Origin of the sequence: Paraburkholderia panacisoli (assembly GCF_008369935.1) — a bacterium.
Classification (GTDB): domain Bacteria; phylum Pseudomonadota; class Gammaproteobacteria; order Burkholderiales; family Burkholderiaceae; genus Paraburkholderia; species Paraburkholderia panacisoli.
In genome coordinates this window covers 445,413-465,199 of sequence record NZ_VTUZ01000002.1, presented here as the reverse complement: position 1 = coordinate 465,199, position 19,787 = coordinate 445,413, and the positions used below count along the sequence as shown (strand labels likewise).

The window sequence follows — 19,787 nt, the reverse complement described above, 5'->3', positions numbered from 1 at the left end:
GCACGTCTGGCACAGATTTCGAGTTCACTCACAAACGGCCGCAGTTTAATCACGGCAATCACCTTCAAGGAGACGCGGTGCGTCCGAGACGATACTTTGCATTGCTGCTGTCAATGACAGCTTTTGGTTCGGCCGGAGCATGGGCGAGCGATATTCAATGTGCAACCACGCGGCAACTGGCCGAGCGCGTTATATGCGACCACGCCATCCTGAACAATGAGTACGGCGATATCTTCGAGCAGCAGCAGGCCTTGATGAGCAGCGGGAAACTCTTGCCCGAACAGCTTGCCCGGTGGAGGCAATCGCGCAACGCCTGCACAGACGTTCACTGCGTTGACATCGTCTTTGCTCAGTGGAAATCCATGGCCAAGTCTGTCGGAACCACTTCTCGCACGGGAGCAGCTCCGGTTGTGGCCTCGGCTACCGCTATGGCTCCCGTCGGCCCCACCCCGGATGCAATTGCCTCAATCGCATCTCAGGCTTCCCCCACGTCGGAAGCCTCTCTCGTTCGCCAAGGCAGTGCCGCTGGCGTAGCACTCCCACAGCCGGTCGCGATGCAAGCCTCTTCGCCTGCTGTCGCTTCTGCTGCTTCCACTCCGAGTGACACCCGCAGCCCGACTGGGATGAGCGCCGGCCTGTTGACGGCATTGCTCGTCGCGGTTGGATTCGGTGCACTTTTCAGACGCCGCAAGAAGGGCGGTGGCGCGCCGAGGAACCATTGAAGAATGCTCTCGTCAACGTCCGGTCTTGAGCCGCCCCTCTGGGAAAAAGATGGGTCGCACGTCTGGCTGTAACTACCAGTCGAGCGCATTTGACTTTGACGTGCAGAGCGGCTGGAGGCCCAACGACATTGGGACCACTCTCCGCCGACGCTACCACGCAACTGAAGTTGAATAGCGATGTAACGTGAACTAGCCTTAACGTCTAGCCGGAAGGAAGCCTTTGGTATCGAGCCTCGTCTGAGGTCCGAGACCTTTGCAGCGAACTGTCGACCCATCCGGTACTGGCTAGCGTGGTAGGGCACGGATAGCAAACAGGTTGGTGTCAGAAGACACGATGTGCCGTGCTCCCCGGGTTTCCTTTGGGCTCGCACATTGGTTGGACCTCGTCGCGCTGATACCGTCATATCGGAGGCAGCATGTCAGTTGACAACATCAACACCATCATCATAGTCATGATGGAAAATAGGTCTTTCGATCACGTTCTTGGCTACCTGAGCCTCGACGGGAAGGATGTCAATGGACTCTCGGCCGACCCCGCCTGGCAACAGAATTTCACGAACCTCTACGGCGGCAAAACGTATGCCCTACACGCGCTTTCGCCGTCGACCCAACTAATCCCCGACCCTCCGCATGACCGCACGCCGATTTCGATACAAATAAACACGCCATGCGCGAATGGCGGTTGCCCAGAACTGGGGGGATTCGTCGCGAGCTACGCAACGCGAAACCCTCCGCCAGCCGACCTATCGATGGTGATGGGCTACTACACGGCCGATGTGCTGCCCGTTTATGATTTTTTCGCAAAAAATTTCACAGTTTGCGATAGCTGGTTTGCGCCGCTTCCGACCGGGACTCAGGCAAATCGCTTAATGGCAATGTCAGGAGAGAGTGCGATTAGCGACAATGTCTCTGGTTTTCTTCCCGAGCAGTCCTTGGCGTACGACTGGTTGACCGCGCACGGTGCAAGTTGGTGTGTCTACCAGTCGGGAGGATTTTTCCCGTTCTTCAGCCTGATGCCCAAGTGGTTGCCTGAGATAGTGACTTCTCTCGCGTTGCCGCTAGATGGGAGCGGAGGGAGGTTCAGGCGGTATTCGCGCTTCAAGGCGGACTGGACGAACAGTAGCAACTTACCTCGAGTCATTTTCATCGAGCCGGAATACACGGATGGGCCGCACCGGGTGCCGAACGACGACCATCCGCCTACTGGCGTTGCACCGGGTCAAGCGTTCCTTGCCGATATCTATCAAACGATTTCTGCGTCGGATCGATGGGATGAGACGCTGATGATTGTCACGTATGACGAGCACGGGGGGTTCTTCGACCATGTAAGCCCGCTTGATATTCCGACCGACGTCGCCGGTTATCAGTTTCAAACTACTGGGCTACGGGTACCCGCATTCCTGGTCTCACCCTATGTCGTTCCGGGCAGTGTCTTCTCCGGTGACCTGGACCATACGTCGATACTTCAGCTTCTAGCGGATAAATTCAATGCTGGTGGCACCTACTCTGCTCCGGTCAGCGCACGCACGCAGCTTTCGCGGCTCAGTTCCGCCCTTTCTGATGTGAAATGGCCGGGCTCTGCACCGAAGCTGAATCTCCCCATACCGAGCAACTCGCCTGCACCGCCTTCCGTCTCGCCGCCATGCGGCTCCTCGGCATGTGCACAAGCCTTTCGTAGCGTCGCACTTAAGGTCCAACAGGACCATCCGGAGTTGCTATCTTCGCCGAACTGGGGCGACCTTGCGGGCTTTGACGCGACGTACAAGGGTGGGTCTTGAATTGACGCGAGGTCTATCTTCGTGCGCGTCGCGAACCTGACGGTGTCGGACCACAGGTTTGCGATGCGTACGGGCCTTCGGCAAGAATCGCTGATAGGCAATCAATTGGCTTGAGCGAACAATTGAATCGCTATTCGCGAGAGGGGTACTGCGAGCGTCGCTGAGCGCACGGTCGGTTGCCTTCCTCGACTGTCGAGTTCCGTCAATCAGGCGACGCGTCGCAAGTGGGATTAAAAGAAGACGCCTTGGCCGGTCGTTCCAATGCAGCGAGCCGTTGCAGTGTCACCAAGCCGAGCAAAGCAAGTCCGAGCCCCAGCGTGAAGTCAGCGTGGACTCCCGCCCGGTCGACGATGGTGCCCCCCACTGCCGAACCCACGGCAATCGCCACTTGGATAATGCTGACGAACATGGCCGAACCCGCTTCGGGCAAGTCTGTCGTGCTGCGCTGAATCCACACGCTAAAGCAAAGCGGGAGCGCGCCGAACGCGACTCCCCAAAGCAGCATCCCTGTAGTCTCGCCGATGGTCGAATGTTCAAGCAACAACATTGAAGACAGCGCGCCCAGCAGCAGCAATACCATCGCAGCGACAGACTTCTTGAGATGGTCCGAGACCACCATCGACATCAACGCATTCGAGAAGAAGCCGATAAGGCCAAATCCGAAAAGCAACAGCGTGATGACACTCAACGAGAAGTCGTGCTCGAGCAGCGGAGCAATGTACGTATAGGTTGAGAAATGCGCTCCAAAGACGAACCCGACCATCATCATGCTCAACCTCGTGTGAGGCCGGCGAAGCAGCGTCTTGAAATCGGTGATGCGCAATGCCGATGCTGACGGCAACGAAGGCACCAGGAACGCTTGCGCCAGTAAGGCGAGCGACACCAGGCCCGCAGTGGCAGCGAACGACAGACGCCAGGATGCAAACGACGCGATAAACGTTCCGAGCGGCACGCCGATAACCGTTGCACAGGTAACGCCGGTCAGAATAGTGGCAGTTGCCTTCGCCGCATCCCTTGCTTGCACAAGTCGCGGGGCAGCAGCGGTCGCCAGAGTCCAGAAACCACCCAACGCCGCGCCGAGTAAGGCCCGTCCGACGAGCATGACAGCAAGACTCGCTGCGACTGCACACACGACGTTCGCAACTAGCAGCACGGCTGTGAGAAGCAGGAAAACGTACCGGCGGTCCATCCGCCCAGCGCTGACGATGAGCGTCGGTGCGAATATTGCAGCCATGACACCGGGCGTGGTGACCATAAGACCTGCTACGCCGGTCGACACGCCAAGGTCGTGTGCGATTTGCGGCAGCAATCCGACAGGCAAAAACTCGGCCGTCACGAACGCGAACGCGCTCACAGCTACGGCAATGACGGAAAGCCATTGGCGCACCGACGTTGAACTTCCCTCGAACGTTGCCGGAGTTGTAGGAATTTCGATTTGCATGATGGCATTGATGCGAGATTGAAGTCCGACACTTTAGGCCGGCTTTCAGCTGGGAAAAAGCGTCGTGCCTTGAATAGACTTGCCGCTGTGGCTGAACAATGTCCATGCCGCTACAGACCTCGGCTACAAAAATTTTGACTTTGAGTTGTTACGGGACAGCGAGAGGCGAGCGGAGCGCGTCTCGTCATGCGGCGTGAATGCACAGTGAGTGGGCGTGACCAGCGAACCAAGCTCCCCTCTTGCCAATGGCTTTGATGCAGGAGCGATGGAATTGCTGGCAAAGGGGTTGCCGGAGGACTATCCGGCCGATACGGTGGAATGGTTGATTCTCGATGAGTTAGCCGCGTGCCCCAAGGCCGACCTCTCAGGGACTCTTTGCAATCATGCGGCAGGCTGACCCTCATCAACCTGTTGGCTCAAAGCCTCTGAAAACCACCGGCTGCTGTCGAGCTACAGTAGTTTCTAGGTTATCTGTATGTATACGTAGTAACAGTTAACAAAGGCGTCACCTTGCTGTGGACAACCCGTCAATTCCCTTTGCGGCCAGTGCTTTGCGAGAAAGACACCTGTCCTGAAAAGATTGGGATGGGGCCGGTGAGCGTGGGATAACTTTTTCGTGATGCGGCGACGCGCCCGACTTATTCACAAACTGCCCACACCAAATACCTCCGTGATGTCCCCACGTTTTCCAGCGGGTTCTATGGACGGCTGGGGGCATGCCAGTTTCGACGTATTCACCGAGCCCGGCGCCGATTGATTCAGGGGAAGCCTTCTTCGCCGCATTCGTCCTTGCCGATGAAAGTCCGCTGCATCTTCGACCCCGCGGGTCTCCATGGAAGGGGCCGGTGGCCGACCTGAAAAAGGGCTCGATTCCCGACCTTGAAAGAGGCTCATCACGCTCACGAAATCTCCCTTTATATTTCCGTATGCGCCGTGCCGCCCGGCAACGCGGATCGCCCGTCAGGCTTGTGAACGAGACCTGGCGCTTGCAGCGCCGTGATCGCCTGGTTCGTGCTCGCCGTTCAGACCCGCAGCATTCAGGAATCGGTGCAACGCATTGTCATAGGATGCAGCAACGTTTCAGCAAGGGTCGGTGGCCTGCTCCGTTGGCCTTTGATCCCGGTCGACTGCAGCGGGTGCGTTGCGGGGTTGTCGCGCTTAGGTGTTCGGGCTAGAATCCGCCACGCGTCTGGCAGGCGCCAATTCGCGTGCGGGCGTGCGACTGCGCATGACTGCGATTAAGTGCTTGATTTTGCGTGACGTTGCGTGTCACGGCGGATACCGGCTGGGCGGATGCTGAGATTGAAAATCCGCGTGTCGATGGTTCGATTCCGTCCCAGGCCACCAAGATTCAGCCCTAGGAAGTCGTAAGATTCCTGGGGCTTTTCCTTTTCCAGCGGGTACTGACGGGCATTCGTTGCTTCAGCGAGCGCGCAGGCCGACGGCGGGGCGCGTTCGGCGCCGTTCGGCATCGCGTGATAAAATCGCGCCAGTTCAAGGACTTGCGCGAACGGCGTCATCTGAGCATGGCACCTGATTCGCGCCAGGTGCCGCGCGGCAAAGGCCGCCACCCGCACCGAACCCCTCGCCCGACGATGAGCGGTATAAGCGCCCAGCGACTCTGCTTGCGCAAGGCGCGGCCTATACTGCTTTGGGCCGGCAAGAATGCCGGCACGCGTCGCGCCGCGTTGCTTGCATGGCGCACCTCGCGCAGCGCGACGCGGCACTCATCATTCACGGAGTTTCACGGTGATCCGCAAAGACGCCAAGCGTAGCGCCCTCGTGCTGTTTTCCGGCGGCCAGGATTCCGCCACGTGCCTTGCCTGGGCGCTCGATCGTTATGAAACGGTCGAAACGCTCGGCTTCGATTACGGTCAGCGGCACCGCGTCGAACTCGAATGCCGCGAAGGGTTTCGCCAGGCCATCACGCGCGCGATTCCGGCGTGGGCCGGCCGCCTCGGTGACGATCACATGATCGACCTGTCGGTGCTCGGCGCGATCAGCGATACCGCGATGACGCGCGAGATCGAGATCGAAGCCACGGCCAACGGTTTGCCGAACACGTTCGTGCCGGGGCGCAATCTGATGTTCATGACCATCGCGGCGGCGATCGCCTATCGGCGTGGTTTGCAGGTGTTGGTCGGCGGAATGTGCGAGACGGATTTTTCGGGCTACCCCGATTGCCGCGATGACACGATGAAGGCGTTGCAGGTCACGCTGAATCTCGGCATGGACACGCGCCTGTTGCTCGAAACGCCGCTGATGTGGCTCGACAAGGCCGACACGTGGCGTCTCGCGCACGAGCTGGGCGGCGACGAACTGGTCGAACTGGTGCGCGTCGAGACGCATACCTGCTACGTCGGCGAACGGGCGGAATTGCATGCATGGGGCTTCGGATGTGGCGAATGCCCGGCATGCCGCTTGCGCAAGCGCGGCTACGAAGCCTATCTGGGTGGCGAAAACGTCACCGAGCCGGTCTGACGGCGGGCGCCATGGCACCTGCGCACATCGGGCGATCATCTTCAGAAACATTCAGGAACACGAGGCAGAAAGCAGCATGACTTACGCGGTCAAGGAAATCTTCTACACGTTGCAAGGCGAGGGCGCGAATGCCGGGCGTCCGGCCGTGTTCTGCCGGTTCGCCGGCTGCAATCTGTGGTCGGGCCGCGAAGAAGATCGTGCGGACGCGGTGTGCCGTTTCTGCGATACCGACTTCGTCGGCACCGATGGCGAGAACGGCGGCAAGTACCGCACTGCTGAAGATCTCGTGGCAATGATTGCGTCGCTGTGGCCGCAAGGCGAGGGCGAGCGCTTCGTGGTCTGCACGGGGGGCGAGCCGATGTTGCAGATCGACCAGCCACTGGTCGATGCGTTGCATGCCGCGTCCTTCGAGATCGCAATCGAAACCAACGGCTCGCTGCCGGTGCTCGACACGATCGACTGGATCTGCGTGAGCCCGAAGGCCGACGCGCCGCTCGTCGTCACCAAAGGCAACGAACTGAAGGTCGTGATTCCGCAGGACAACCAGCGCCTGTCCGAGTATGCGAAGCTCGACTTCGAGTATTTCCTCGTCCAGCCGATGGACGGCCCGTCGCGCGACATCAACACCAAGCTCGCGATCGACTGGTGCAAACGCCATCCGCAATGGCGCCTGTCGATGCAGACCCACAAGTATCTGAACATTCCCTGATTTGCCGTGCTGACGATTACACGAAAACTTGAATTCGACGCGGGCCACCGCATTCCCGATCACCGCAGCCAGTGTCGTAATCTGCACGGCCATCGCTATGTGCTCGAAATCACGCTGCAAGGCGATCTGGTCGACACCGAAGGCGCGCCCGATCGCGGCATGGTGATGGACTTCGCCGACGTGAAGTCGCTCGCGGTCGAGCATCTGGTCGACCAGTGGGATCACGCGTTCCTCGTCTACGAAGGCGACACGCAAGTGCGCGGCTTTCTGGAAAGCATGGCGGGTCACAAGACGGTCGTGCTCGACCGCATCCCGACTGTGGAAAATCTTGCCGCTGTCGCGTTCGATATCCTCGCGGGCGTGTACGACGCGCACTACGGCGTGAATCTGCGCCTGCACAAGGTGCGTCTATACGAGACGCCGAACTGCTGGGCCGACGTGGTCCGCGACTAAACCCTCAGCCGGCTGCTCGCGCCGCAGGAAATCCCCTCGGCCGACGGCGCAACCCTCGCGTTATTGTCCACGGTATGATCGCTCCGATAACCATACGGAGCGAGACATGCCGGTCATCGCATTGCGTCGCAGCAGACACTCGGGCCGACACGGCCTGCGCGTCGATCTTCACCTGATTCTCTGCCTAGTCCACGAGGGCAGTCCGCTTTCTCGCGCGTCGACTGGCGATGTGTCCCGTCGCCCTCACGGAGCGCGGCGATGAGCACCTTCACCAATCCTCTCAAGCAACGTCTGAGCGAAACCGATCCGCTGTTCGGACTGTGGCTGTCGCTCGGCAGCGATGCCGCAGCCGAAGCGCTCGCGCACGCCGGTTTCGACTGGCTGCTGATCGACATGGAACACGCGCCGAACGATAGTGGCGACGTCGCGTCGCAATTGCGCGCGATCGCCGCCGCGCATCTGCCGAGCGAGCCGGTGGTGCGCGTGCCCGCCAGCGAGGCGTGGCTCGTCAAGCGCGTGCTGGACGCCGGCGCGCGCACGCTGATGTTCCCGAACATCGAATCCGCCGACGACGCCGCCCACGCGGTGCGTCTCACGCAATATCCGACCGCTGAAGCGCTCGACGGCCAGCGCGGCGTCGCCGGCGTGGTGCGCGCTTCGGGCTACGGCATGCGGCGCGACTACGTTCAGACGGCCAACGCGCAGATCGCGACGATCGTGCAGATCGAGTCGGCCGGCGGCTTGCGGGAGGTCGAGCAGATCGCGGCGACGCCGGGTGTCGATTGCGTGTTTGTCGGACCGGCCGATCTGGCCGCGAGCCTCGGTCATCTCGGCGATTCGAAGCATGCCGACGTGCAGGCGGCGATGGCGCGCATCGTCAGCGCCGCCGACAAGGCCGGGATTGCGGCCGGCATTTTCGCCATGGATGTCGCGAGTGCCAAGCAGCATCTCGACGCCGGTTTTCGTTTCATCGCGCTGGCCGCCGACGTCATGTGGATGTTGCGCGCGACTCGCCAGGCGTTGCAGGAGGTCAGGTCATGAAGGGGAAGGTGCAGGGTGTCGTCGTGCGTGCAGCAGTCATGGCAGTGTTGCTGTCGAGCGGCGCGGTGAATCTGGCGGCCTATGCGCAGGACCGGACGGCGAAGTCGAACGATCCGGAGACGCAAACCGCGGTGGCCGACTACAACGCCGGCAACCTCGGCGCGGCGCTTGCGGAATTCCGCAAGGCCGCCGAGCGCGGCAGCCGGCTCGCCGAGTTCAACTACGCGATGATGCTGCTCAACGGTGAGGGCACCCCGGTCAATGTCGACGAAGGCAAGAAATGGCTGCGCAAGGCCGCCGATGCCAACATGTCGCATGCGCAATACGTGTACGGCAAGATGTACGACGATGGCGAGTTCGTCGGGCGCGATCCGGTCGAGGCGCACCGCTGGTTCCTGAAGGCTGCGCAACAAGGCCATGTGCAGGCGGAACTGGCGCTCGCCAACCAGTTCCTCGATGGGCGCGGCACGGAGCGCGACAACCAGCAGGCGTTCGTCTGGTACAAGAAGGCGGCGCAGGGCGGCGACATGACCGCGCAATACGTGACCGGCTCTTTTTACGAGCGCGGCGGCGACGGCGTGGACAAGAATCTGAACGTGGCGCGCGCCTATTATGCGGCCGCGGCGGCGCAGGGTGATCCGGCGGCGCGGCTGAAGTATCAGGAGCTCAGCGCGCAGTTGCGGGATCAGAAGGAAGTGAAACCGCAGTAAACGAAAGAGGGGCGCTCCTGACGGTGCGCCCCTTCTGCATTTCGACTCTTCGTTCAGGCCTGGGCCAGCCGGCCGCGACCATCGACAAGCGCCGCCGCGCTAACTCTGCATCAGGCGCTTCTGCCGCGCGACACTCATGATGAGTCCGATCGCCACCCCTAGCGTCGTTAGCGCAGTGCCGCCGTAACTCATGAACGGCAACGGCACGCCGACCACCGGCAAGATCCCGCTCACCATGCCGATATTGACGAACGCGTAGGTGAAGAACGCCATCGTCAGCGATCCGGCCAGCAGGCGCCCGAACAGCGTCGCGCCGTTGGCCGCGATATACAGCCCGCGCGCGATCAGCAGCATGTAGAGCGTGAGCAGCACGACCCCGCCGGCGAGCCCGAACTCCTCGGCGAACACCGCGAAGATGAAGTCGGTGTGCTTCTCGGGGATGAACTCCAGATGCGCCTGCGTGCCCTTCAGCCAGCCCTTGCCGAGCGGGCCGCCCGAGCCGATCGCAATCACCGCCTGAATGGTGTGGAAGCCCTTGCCGAGCGGATCGGAGGTCGGATCGAGCAGCGTACAGATGCGGTGCTTCTGATAGTCGTGCATCAGTGGCCATTGCACCTCGGGCTGACAGATCTTGTCCTGAAACGCCGCGATCGACGCGACCGCGATCACGCCCGCAACCAGCACCGGCACGATCAGCTTGAAACTCAGACCCGCGAAGTAGATCACGAAGAGGCCGGCGGCGAACACCAGCACGGCCGTCCCCAGGTCGGGCTGCTTGGCGATCAAACCAACCGGCACCGCGAGGATCACCAGACCGACCAGGTAGTCGTACCAGCGCATCACGCCTTCGCGGCGCTGGTAGTACCAGGCGAGCATCAGCGGTGTGGCGATCTTCAGAATCTCCGACGGCTGGATCACCACGCCGACGTTGATCCAGCGCTTCGCGCCCTTGCGCGTGAGGCCGAACATCGCCACCGCGACCAGCAGCGCGATCCCGAACGTATAGAGCGGGACCGCGAAGCGCATCAGCGTGGTGGGCGGCACATTGGCGAGCGCCCACATCAGCACGAACGTCAGCAGGATGTTGCGCAACTGGTCTTCCACGCGGCCGGGGACGTCCAGGCTCGCGCTGTACAGCGTGACGATGCCGACGCACAGCAGCAGAAACACGATCAGTGCGAGCGGACGGTCGAAGCCCGCGAACATCCGCTTGATGCGGTCGAGCCAGGCGCGCTTGTCGAATTGCATGCCTTTCTCCTTACTCGTCGATGCCGCCGGTAACCGGCTGGCGTGGCGACTTGGCCTGAATGTCGTCGTCCCGTGACGGGGCCGCAGCGGTCGGCGCGGATTCGCTGGCCGGACGGGGTTGATGCGGAGTGCCGGATTTACGCGGCGCGGGTTTCTTTACGGCGGCGGACGTGGAAGCGGGCAGCGCCGCCGACGCGCCAGCGGCCACCGCGGCCGAAGCCGCCGCAGGCGCGGATGCGGCATTCACAGCCGAGGCACCCGAAGCTGCCGCGGCCGCCGAAGCCGCTGCCGCCGCCGAAGCCGCGCCAGGCATCGGCAACGCCGTGAAGCCCGCCGCGATCTTGACCGGCTCCGCCCCTTCCGGCTGCGGCGGCGCGTCGCCGACTTGCGGCGCGGACGCGTCTTGCGTCGCCGATGCCGCCGCGGCGACGGCGGCCGCCTGGGCGCCCGGCTTGTTCTTGCCGACGAGGTAGTAGTCCAGCACCTTGCGCGCGATCGGACCCGCCGACTCCGCGCCCCAGCCGCCGTTTTCGACGATCAGCGCGAGTGCGATCTTCGGCTGCTCGGCGGGTGCGAACGCGATGAAGAGTGCGTGGTCGCGCAGATGCTCGGCGATCGCGTGACCCTTGTAGTTCGCGCCCTGCAGCGAGTAGACCTGTGCCGTGCCGGTCTTTCCGGCCGCCTGGTACTGCGCGCCGATGAACAGTTTGGACGCCGTACCGTTGGTCACGACGCCTTCCATCGCGCGCTTGATGATGTCGATATCCGACTGCTTCACCGCGATCTTGTCGCTCGGATCGCGCACGACGGCGCGCGTTTCCTTGTTGATCGGGTTTTCGATGTCGCGCACGAGGTGCGGCTTCATCACGACGCCGTTGTTCGCGAGCGTCGCGGTGGCGTGAGCGAGTTGAAGAATGGTGAACGAGTTGTAACCCTGGCCGATGCCGAGGCTGATCGTCTCGCCTTCATACCAGCGTTGCTGCTCGGGCTTGCGATACGCCTTGCGCTTCCATTCCGTCGACGGCAGGATGCCGCGCGCCTCGCCCGAAATGTCGATCCCGGTGATCTGGCCGAAGCCCCACGGCTTCATGAAGTTGGCGATGTTATTGACGCCGAGATCGTGCGCGAGCATGTAGAAATACGTGTCGTTCGACACCACGATCGCGCGGTTCATATCGACCCAGCCTTGGCCCGAGCGCACGTCGTTGCGGAACGTGTGGCCGCCGAACGTGTACGAGCCCGGATCCTGGAAGCCCCATCCCGGCGTGCGCTTATGCAGCGTCAGCGCGGCGAGCGCCATGAACGGCTTGTAGGTCGAGCCCGGCGGATAAGTGCCGTGCAGTGGCCGGTTCAAGAGCGGATGGTCCGGCGAGTTGTTCAGATCGTCCCAGGTCTGCTGATCGATGCCGTCCACGAAGGAATTCGGATCGAAGCTCGGCGCCGACACGAACGCGAGCACGTCGCCGGTCGACGGCTCGATCGCGACCAGCGCGCCGCGGCGTCCGGCGAACGCCTGCTCGGCGACTTGCTGCAGACCGATGTCGAGCGACAGCACGAGGTTGTTGCCCGGCGTCGCCTGGGTGCGCGACAGCGTGCGCACCGGCCGGCCGCCGGCCGTCACTTCCACTTCCTCGAAACCGGTCTGGCCGTGCAGCTCGGTTTCGTAGCTCTGCTCGACACCGATCTTGCCGATGTAGTCGGTGCCCTTGTAGTTGTTCGCGTCCAGACGCGGATCGTAGTGGTCCGGATCGCTGTCGTTCTGGTCGCTGGCGTCGTCGATGCGTTCCTGGTCGCGCTGCGAAATCCGGCCGATGTAGCCGATCACGTGCGCCGCGGTCGGGCCGAGCGGGTACTGGCGGAACAGCCGCGCGCGCACTTCGACGCCGGGGAAGCGGAAGCGCTGCGCGGTGAAGCGCGCGACTTCGTCGTCGGTCAGGCGGGTGCGGATCGGCAGACTTTCGAAGTTCTTCGAGTCTTCCTGCAGCTTCTTGAAGCGGCGGCGGTCGCGCGCGTCGATCGACACCACCGTGGCCAGATTGTCGATCACGTTTTCGAGCGAGTCGTTCAGCTTCGACGGCGTGAGTTCGAGCGTGTAGGCCGAGTAGTTCTTCGCCAGCACCACGCCGTTGCGGTCGGTGATGATGCCGCGGTTCGGCACGATCGGCGCGACGGAGATACGGTTTTCATCGGCCTGCAGCGAGTACTTGCTGTAGTGCCAGACCTGCAGGAACAGGAAACGGAAGCCGATCAGCCCGAAGCAGACGAACACGAACAGGCCCGCCGCCGCGACGCGCAGGCGGAATTTCGTGAGCTGTTGCTGAGTGTCCTTGAATTCGGTCATGCGATTCTGCAAAAGGCCGGATGACGGCCATCAAGAGTGTGCGCCTAATCCGGCCGGAACCGGGAGGCATGAACAGCGCTACGCGTCGGGCGGGCCGGGCGGATGAGTTCCAGCAGAACGGAACGGCCGGCGGCCCCGATGCGGGATCAAATGGGCCGCGTATCGTCCGGATCGGCCGGGCGGCGTTGCGGCATCAACAACAGCACGCTGGCGATCGGCCACAGCGCGGCTTCGACGAAACCGTCGATCAGGTAACCCCAGCCCGGAAACGCCGCACCCGTCAGCAGACGGATCACGAACGGCACCAGTTGCGCGGCGACCAGCAGCGGCATCACCGCGAAGGTCTGCACGCCGAGCGACATCCACAGCACGCGGCGGTGGATCGTGATCGCGCCATACGACAACAGCGTGTACGCCAGCGCGTGTTCGCCGAGCAGGCTGGCGTTGTGCACGTCCATCAGCAAGCCGAGGAAAAACGCGATACCCATGCCGACTTTGCGAGGCTGATGCACGTTCCAGAACAGCAGGACGAGCGCGACGAAGTCCGGCACGCCGATGAGGCGCCCCCACGGCATCAGGTTCAGCAGGAACGCCGCGGCGAGGCTGAACGAAATGAAGTACGGATTGACCGGCTGCAGAATGTATTGCGGACGGTTCATGGCTTGACCCCCGGCGTAGCCTGCGGCTTCGCGCTTTTCTCGGAGGCCGGCTTCTTGTCGGCGGGCTTCTTCTCTGCGGCGGCCGGTTTGGCCGGGGCTTTTTCGGCGCTTTTGGCGGCGGCGGGCTTTTCGGCGGCGGCTTTTTCGCCGGGCTTGGCTGCGGATTTGTCCGCCGCGGCTTTGCCGTCGGCCTGCTTGCCGCCCTTCTTCTTCGCTTCCTTCGCGGCCGCGGCGGCGTCGGGTTCTTCGGCCGGACGGGGCGGCACGTTGTTCACGTAGTGCAGCACCAGCAACTGACGCGCGCCGCGCACCGGCGCGATCGGCAGGCAGACCACGCGCGCGAACGCCGTGTCGGCCTGCTTGTCGACCCGCACGACCTTGGCGACCGGCAGCCCCGGCGGATAGACGCCGTCGAGTCCGCTGGTGACGAGTTCGTCGCCGGTTTGCACGTCGGCGCTGATCGGCACGAAGCGCAGATCGAGCGTGTCGCCCTTCGGCGTGCCGTAAATCACGCTGCGCAAGCCAGTGCGCACAATCTGGACCGGCACTGCCTGATCCTTGTCGGTCAGCAGCGTGACTTCGGCCTGCAGCGGGAACACGCGCGTCACCTGGCCGATCACGCCGTCTTCGTTGACGACCGGCGAACCGTCCTGGATGCCCTGCTGCGCACCGCGCCCGATGACCACCTTCTGCGTGAACGGATCGCGCGTGTCGTACTGGATTTCGGCGGGCAGGGATTCCGTGGTGGAGCGCTGCGACAGTTGCAGCAGCGCGCGCAAATGGGTGTTTTCGGCGGCGAGTTCGGAAGCCGTGTTGGCTTGCTGCGAGAGCTGCAAATCTTTGGTGCGCAACTTGTCGTTTTCGCTGCGCAGCGTCGCGCTGGTCACGGCCAGATCGGCGGCGCCCATGAAGATGTCGCGCGGCACGAGGGCCGCGCGTTGCAACGGATAAAGACCCGCGCCGAGCACGCCGCGAACGATTTCAAGCGTCTGGAAGCGTGCATCGGAGATCAGCAAGGCAATCGCCAGTACGACGAAAAACACCAGCCGTGCGAGCGCGGATGGGCCTTGCTTGAACAGGGGCGGCGGACTGTATTCCATGGTCGGCGCCGGGGGCGTGAGCGGTTGGGTGAGACGGCGGCGCGCGCGGGACGCGCGTTCAGCGCGCGGAGGCTGGGCGGTCCAGCCAACGGCAAACCGGCCCGCAAGGGGCCGTGTGCCAGATCCGCGCTACTGACATGGAGAGAGGCTCGCTTACTCGTATGAGAAGATGCTGCCCAGCTTGTCCATGCGTTCGAGCGCCATGCCCGAGCCGCGCACGACGCAAGTCAGCGGGTCTTCGGCGACGAGCACCGGCAGGCCGGTTTCTTCGGCGAGCAGACGGTCCAGATCGCGCAGCAGTGCGCCACCGCCGGTGAGCATCATGCCGCGTTCGGCGATGTCCGCGCCCAGTTCCGGCGGCGTTTGTTCCAGCGCGATCTTCACCGACGACACGATCTGGTTCAGCGGATCGGTCAGGGCTTCGAGAATTTCGTTGCTGGAGATGGTGAAGCTGCGCGGAATGCCTTCCGACAGATTGCGGCCTTTCACTTCCATTTCCTTGACTTCGGAGCCGGGGAACGCGGAGCCGATTTCCTTCTTGATCGCTTCGGCGGTTTGCTCGCCGATCAGCATGCCGTAGTTGCGGCGGATGTAGTTGACGATCGCTTCGTCGAACTTGTCGCCGCCCACGCGCACCGAGCCCTTGTACACGATGCCGCCGAGCGAGATCACGCCGACTTCGGTCGTGCCGCCGCCGATGTCGACGACCATCGAGCCGGTGGCTTCCGACACCGGCAGGCCGGCGCCGATCGCGGCGGCCATCGGTTCTTCGATCAAATACACCTGCGACGCGCCCGCGCCGTGCGCGGCTTCCTTGATCGCGCGGCGCTCGACCTGGGTCGAACCGCACGGCACGCAGATGATGATGCGCGGCGACGGCGAGAACATGCGCGACTCGTGCGCCGTCTTGATGAACTGCTTGATCATCTGTTCGGTGACGGTGAAGTCGGCGATCACGCCGTCCTTCATCGGGCGGATCGCCTCGATGTTGCCCGGCACCTTGCCGAGCATCTGCTTGGCTTCTTTACCGACTGCCTGAATGGTTTTCTTGCCGTTGGGACCGCCTTCCTGGCGGATCGAAACCACCGACGGTTCGTCAAGAACGATTCCCTTGCCACGCATGTAGATGAGCGTGTTGGCGGTGCCGAGGTCAATCGCCAGATCGTTGGAGAAATAGCTGCGCAAAAAACCGAACATTCAAAATCCTGTCTCGCTGGGGGCCGGGCCTCGCAATGTATGCGTAGGGCGGCAGCGGAAAAATAACAGCTTCAACCGGGCGGGAGTTGCGCCACTGGAACTTGAAGCTGCGAGGGAGTCTACCGGAGGCCGTTGCAAAGCCAAGGCGGAAAATCCGAACGATCTTTGGGAATTGTTCAGAAAGGCCTTGGTAAGTCGGTCCGGGTTTGGGTCGAACGCGTAATCATACCTTATAATTTTGGATGTTTTAAAGGAAACGGATGGCACTTTTGCCACCGCCGTCCCCTTTTTCCGACTTGTCCGATCGCGTCGTAACTTGCTGTTGCAGCGTCGTTTTTTCCACGCTGCGGCTGCCCACCACATTTTCCGGTGACTGCATGGCTCTGACCCTGACCGATGTTAAGCGCATCGCGCATCTCGCGCGGCTCGAACTGGCCGACGCCGACGCTGAGCACACGCGTGCCCAGCTCAATGATTTTTTCGGCCTCGTCGAGCAAATGCAGGCGGTCGATACCACCGGCATCGCCCCGCTTGCCCATCCGATCGAGCAGATCGAAGACGTCGCGCTGCGTCTGCGTAACGACGCCGTAACCGAGACCGTCGAACGCGAAGCTTTCCAACGCCCGGCGCCGGCCGTGCAAGACGGCCTGTACCTCGTGCCGAAGGTGATCGAGTAAGACCCGCGCGGCAAGCCCGGCGCGGCTCGCGAGCCTGCGCGGCAGGGCGCTCCGCGCAACGGGCGCGTGCGTCCGCCATCGCCGGCTTTCCCGGCCAGGCTCGCCGGCGGGCAGCCGAACGCCTCCACGGCAGCGTGACTGCGCTGCCGCGCTTTCCAGGATAAAACGCAATGCATGAAAAAAGTCTGACTGAACTGCGCGCCGCACTGTCGGCCAAGGAATGCTCCGCAGTCGAACTGGCGCAGCTGTACCTGAAGCGGATCGACGCGGCCAATGGCCTGAACGCGTTCATCCAGGTCGATCACGAGCTGACGCTCGCGCAGGCGAAAGCCGCCGACGCGCTGCTCCACACCGGCCACGCCGGCCCGCTGGCCGGCCTGCCGATCGCCCACAAGGACGTATTCGTCACCAAGGGTTGGCGCTCCACCGCCGGCTCGAAGATGCTGGCGAACTACGAGAGCCCGTTCGACGCCACCGTGGTCGCGCGTTTGCAGAACGCCGGCATGGTGTGCGTGGGCAAGACCAATATGGACGAGTTCGCGATGGGCTCGTCCAACGAGAATTCGTACTTCGGCCCCGTGCAGAATCCGTGGGACCGCCAGTCGGTGCCGGGCGGTTCGTCGGGCGGCTCGGCGGCAGCCGTGGCCGCGCGTCTCGCGCCCGCCGCAACCGGCACGGACACCGGCGGCTCGATTCGTCAGCCGGCGTCGTTCTCCGGCATCACCGGCATCAAGCCGACCTATGGCCGCGTGTCGCGTTACGGGATGATCGCGTTCGCGTCGTCGCTGGATCAGGGCGGCCCGATGGCGAAGAGCGCCGCGGACTGCGCGACGCTGCTCAACGCGATGGCCGGCTTCGACGAGCGCGATTCGACCAGCCTCGTGCGCGACGACGAAGATTACACGCGCTACCTCGGCAAGCCGTGGAAGGAAGACGGCGCGGACAAGCCGCTCGCCGGCTTGCGCATCGGCCTGCCGAAGGAGTACTTCGGCGCGGGTCTGGCCGATGACGTGCGCGCGTCGATCGACGCCGCGCTCAAGCAGTACGAAGCGCTCGGCGCCACGCTCGTCGATGTCTCGCTGCCGAAAACCGAACTGTCGATCCCGGTGTACTACGTGATCGCGCCCGCCGAGGCGTCGTCGAACCTGTCGCGTTTCGACGGCGTGCGCTTCGGCCATCGCGCTGCCGAATACCGCGATCTGCTCGACATGTACAAGAAGTCACGGGCCGAAGGCTTCGGTCCGGAAGTGAAGCGCCGCATCATGGTCGGCGCGTACGTGCTGTCGCACGGCTATTACGACGCGTACTACCTGCAGGCGCAGAAGATCCGCCGCATCATCGCGCAGGACTTCCAGGAAGCGTTCAATCACTGCGACGTCATCATGGGACCGGTCGCGCCGTCGGTGGCGTGGGATCTCGGCGCGAAGGGCGACGATCCGGTGCAGATGTATCTGGCCGACATCTACACGTTGTCGGTGAGCCTCGCCGGTTTGCCGGGCATGAGCGTGCCGTGCGGCTTCGGCGCGGGCGCGAATGCGCAGCGTCCGGTGGGTCTGCAGATCATCGGCAACTATTTCAATGAAGCCCGGATGCTGCAAGTGGCCGACGCGTTCCAGCGCGCGACCGACTGGCACCGCAAAGCACCGGCAGGAGTGTGAGCACCATGGCCAAACAATGGGAAGTCGTGATCGGTCTGGAGACCCACGCGCAACTGTCGACTCAATCGAAAATTTTCTCGGGCGCGGCCACGCAGTTCGGCGCCGCGCCGAACACGCAGGCTTGCCCTGTCGATCTCGCGCTGCCGGGCACCTTGCCGGTGATGAACCGCGGCGCGGTCGAGCGCGCGATCCAGTTCGGTCTCGCGATCGGCGCGACGGTGGCGCCGCGCAGCATCTTCGCGCGCAAGAATTATTTCTACCCCGATCTGCCGAAGGGCTATCAGATCAGCCAGTACGAAATTCCCGTCGTGCAAGGCGGCCAGATGACGATTCAGGTGCCGGCCAATGAGAAGGCGGGCAAGGAAGCGTACGAGAAGGTCGTCAACCTCACGCGCGCTCACCTCGAGGAAGACGCGGGCAAGTCGCTGCACGAAGACTTCGCGGGCATGACCGGCATCGACCTGAATCGCGCCGGCACACCGCTGCTCGAAATCGTCACCGAGCCGGAAATGCGCAGCGCGGCGGAAGCGGTGGCTTACGCGAAGACGCTGCACACGCTCGTCACGTGGCTCGGCATCTGCGACGGCAACATGCAGGAAGGCTCGTTCCGTTGCGACGCGAACGTGTCGGTGCGGCCGGTTGGTCAGGCGGAATTCGGCACGCGCGCCGAGATCAAAAACCTGAACTCGTTCCGCTTCCTCGAAGAAGCGATCCAGTACGAAGTGCGTCGCCAGATCGAATTGATCGAAGACGGCGGCACGGTGGTGCAGGAAACGCGTCTGTACGATCCGGACAAGCGTGAAACGCGCTCCATGCGCAGCAAGGAAGACGCGCACGACTACCGCTATTTCCCCGACCCCGATCTGATGCCGCTCGTGATCGACGCGGCGTGGATCGAGCGCGTGAAGGGCGAGATGCCGGAGCTGCCGGTGGCGATCCAGCAGCGCTTCGTGTCGCAATACGGCCTCACGCCGTACGACGCCAACGTGCTGACCGCGAGCAAGGCCATGGCCGCGTACTACGAAGCGGTGGTCGGCAAGGTCGGCCCGGCCAACGCGAAGGTCGCGGCGAACTGGCTGATGGGCGAAGTGTCGTCGCAACTGAATCGCGAAGGGTTGGAGATCGACGCGTCGCCGGTTTCGTCCGCGCAACTCGCGCTGCTGTTGCAACGCATTGCCGACGGCACCATCTCGAACAAGATCGCGAAGGAAATCTTCCTCGCGATCTGGGAAGAGAAGGCCACCGACGAAGCCGCCGCCGATCGCATCATCGAAGCGAAAGGGCTCAAGCAGATTTCGGATACCGGCGCGCTGGAAGCGATCATCGACGAGGTGCTCGCCGCGAACCCGAAGTCGGTCGAGGAATTCCGCGCCGGCAAGGAAAAGGCGTTCAACGCGCTGATCGGTCAGGCGATGAAGGCGACCAAGGGCAAGGCCAATCCCGCGCAGGTGAACGAACTGCTGAAGAAGAAGCTGTCCTGAGTTAAGACGCACGGCCCGGGCGTTCACGCGCGGGACATCACGGGCTGTTGCCGGAAACGAAAGTGGGGCAACGGCCCGTTTCATTTTGCGG

Annotated in this window: 17 protein-coding genes; 10 read left to right on the top strand and 7 right to left on the bottom strand. The window is 62.9% G+C overall.

All coding sequences use genetic code 11. The annotated features are described in order from the left end of the window. Positions 1-1,138 precede the first annotated feature (1,138 nt). A complete protein-coding gene (locus FVF58_RS04685; protein WP_188130706.1) occupies positions 1,139-2,500 on the top strand; it encodes an alkaline phosphatase family protein in 1,362 nt (453 codons plus the stop codon). Between the two features lie 202 nt (positions 2,501-2,702). On the opposite strand, the gene FVF58_RS04680 is transcribed toward FVF58_RS04685, so the two are convergent. Continuing rightward, the gene (locus tag FVF58_RS04680; RefSeq protein WP_149668737.1) at positions 2,703-3,941 is read right to left on the bottom strand and encodes an MFS transporter; all 1,239 of its coding nucleotides are present in this window, start codon (positions 3,939-3,941) and stop codon (positions 2,703-2,705) included. Positions 3,942-4,155: 214 nt separating this feature from the next. On the opposite strand from FVF58_RS04680, the gene FVF58_RS04675 reads away from it, so the two are divergent. Beyond that, positions 4,156-4,338, top strand: coding sequence for a hypothetical protein (locus tag FVF58_RS04675; protein WP_149668736.1), 183 nt, complete (start codon positions 4,156-4,158; stop codon positions 4,336-4,338). A gap of 841 nt (positions 4,339-5,179) precedes the next feature. Here FVF58_RS04675 and FVF58_RS04670 read toward each other — a convergent pair. Further along, positions 5,180-5,461: a hypothetical protein gene (locus tag FVF58_RS04670; RefSeq protein ID WP_149668735.1), complete on the bottom strand. Its 282-nt coding sequence runs from the start codon at positions 5,459-5,461 to the stop codon at positions 5,180-5,182. Positions 5,462-5,690: 229 nt separating this feature from the next. Between FVF58_RS04670 and queC the strand changes: the two genes are divergently transcribed. The 5 genes from queC to FVF58_RS04645 all read left to right on the top strand — a co-directional run bounded on the left by queC (position 5,691) and on the right by FVF58_RS04645 (position 9,335). After that, on the top strand, positions 5,691-6,422 hold the full coding sequence (gene queC, locus FVF58_RS04665) for a 7-cyano-7-deazaguanine synthase QueC (protein WP_149668734.1): 732 nt from the start codon (positions 5,691-5,693) through the stop codon (positions 6,420-6,422). Positions 6,423-6,498: 76 nt separating this feature from the next. Then, positions 6,499-7,131: a 7-carboxy-7-deazaguanine synthase gene (gene queE / locus FVF58_RS04660; protein WP_149668733.1), complete on the top strand. Its 633-nt coding sequence runs from the start codon at positions 6,499-6,501 to the stop codon at positions 7,129-7,131. Positions 7,132-7,137: 6 nt separating this feature from the next. Further along, a complete protein-coding gene (gene queD / locus FVF58_RS04655; RefSeq protein WP_149668732.1) occupies positions 7,138-7,584 on the top strand; it encodes a 6-carboxytetrahydropterin synthase QueD in 447 nt (148 codons plus the stop codon). A gap of 258 nt (positions 7,585-7,842) precedes the next feature. Further along, positions 7,843-8,625 carry an HpcH/HpaI aldolase family protein gene (locus FVF58_RS04650; protein WP_149668731.1) on the top strand — a complete coding sequence of 261 codons (783 nt, stop codon included), beginning with the start codon at positions 7,843-7,845 and terminating at the stop codon, positions 8,623-8,625. Beyond that, positions 8,622-9,335 carry a tetratricopeptide repeat protein gene (locus tag FVF58_RS04645; RefSeq protein ID WP_149668730.1) on the top strand — a complete coding sequence of 238 codons (714 nt, stop codon included), beginning with the start codon at positions 8,622-8,624 and terminating at the stop codon, positions 9,333-9,335. The genes FVF58_RS04650 and FVF58_RS04645 overlap by 4 nt, the downstream gene beginning before the upstream one ends. Before the next feature lie 99 nt (positions 9,336-9,434). On the opposite strand, the gene rodA is transcribed toward FVF58_RS04645, so the two are convergent. The 5 genes from rodA to FVF58_RS04620 form a co-directional block, all read right to left on the bottom strand. After that, positions 9,435-10,583, bottom strand: a complete 1,149-nt coding sequence (gene rodA / locus FVF58_RS04640) for a rod shape-determining protein RodA (protein ID WP_149668729.1) — start codon at positions 10,581-10,583, stop codon at positions 9,435-9,437. A 10-nt stretch (positions 10,584-10,593) separates the two neighbouring features. Further along, complete coding sequence (mrdA, locus tag FVF58_RS04635) at positions 10,594-12,924, bottom strand: penicillin-binding protein 2 (protein ID WP_149668728.1); 2,331 nt, start codon at positions 12,922-12,924, stop codon at positions 10,594-10,596. Between the two features lie 146 nt (positions 12,925-13,070). Further along, positions 13,071-13,583 carry a rod shape-determining protein MreD gene (gene mreD, locus FVF58_RS04630; protein WP_149668727.1) on the bottom strand — a complete coding sequence of 171 codons (513 nt, stop codon included), beginning with the start codon at positions 13,581-13,583 and terminating at the stop codon, positions 13,071-13,073. Beyond that, the gene (mreC, locus tag FVF58_RS04625) at positions 13,580-14,683 is read right to left on the bottom strand and encodes a rod shape-determining protein MreC (protein ID WP_149668726.1); all 1,104 of its coding nucleotides are present in this window, start codon (positions 14,681-14,683) and stop codon (positions 13,580-13,582) included. The genes mreD and mreC overlap by 4 nt, the downstream gene beginning before the upstream one ends. A gap of 153 nt (positions 14,684-14,836) precedes the next feature. Further along, the gene (locus FVF58_RS04620) at positions 14,837-15,880 is read right to left on the bottom strand and encodes a rod shape-determining protein (RefSeq protein ID WP_004189550.1); all 1,044 of its coding nucleotides are present in this window, start codon (positions 15,878-15,880) and stop codon (positions 14,837-14,839) included. A 377-nt stretch (positions 15,881-16,257) separates the two neighbouring features. Between FVF58_RS04620 and gatC the strand changes: the two genes are divergently transcribed. The 3 genes from gatC (at position 16,258) to gatB (ending at position 19,696) form a co-directional block, all read left to right on the top strand. Continuing rightward, positions 16,258-16,557, top strand: coding sequence for an Asp-tRNA(Asn)/Glu-tRNA(Gln) amidotransferase subunit GatC (gene gatC, locus FVF58_RS04615; RefSeq protein WP_074762686.1), 300 nt, complete (start codon positions 16,258-16,260; stop codon positions 16,555-16,557). A gap of 170 nt (positions 16,558-16,727) precedes the next feature. Then, complete coding sequence (gatA, locus tag FVF58_RS04610; RefSeq protein ID WP_149668725.1) at positions 16,728-18,215, top strand: Asp-tRNA(Asn)/Glu-tRNA(Gln) amidotransferase subunit GatA; 1,488 nt, start codon at positions 16,728-16,730, stop codon at positions 18,213-18,215. A 5-nt stretch (positions 18,216-18,220) separates the two neighbouring features. Then, positions 18,221-19,696: an Asp-tRNA(Asn)/Glu-tRNA(Gln) amidotransferase subunit GatB gene (gene gatB / locus FVF58_RS04605; protein ID WP_149668724.1), complete on the top strand. Its 1,476-nt coding sequence runs from the start codon at positions 18,221-18,223 to the stop codon at positions 19,694-19,696. Positions 19,697-19,787: the final 91 nt, after the last annotated feature.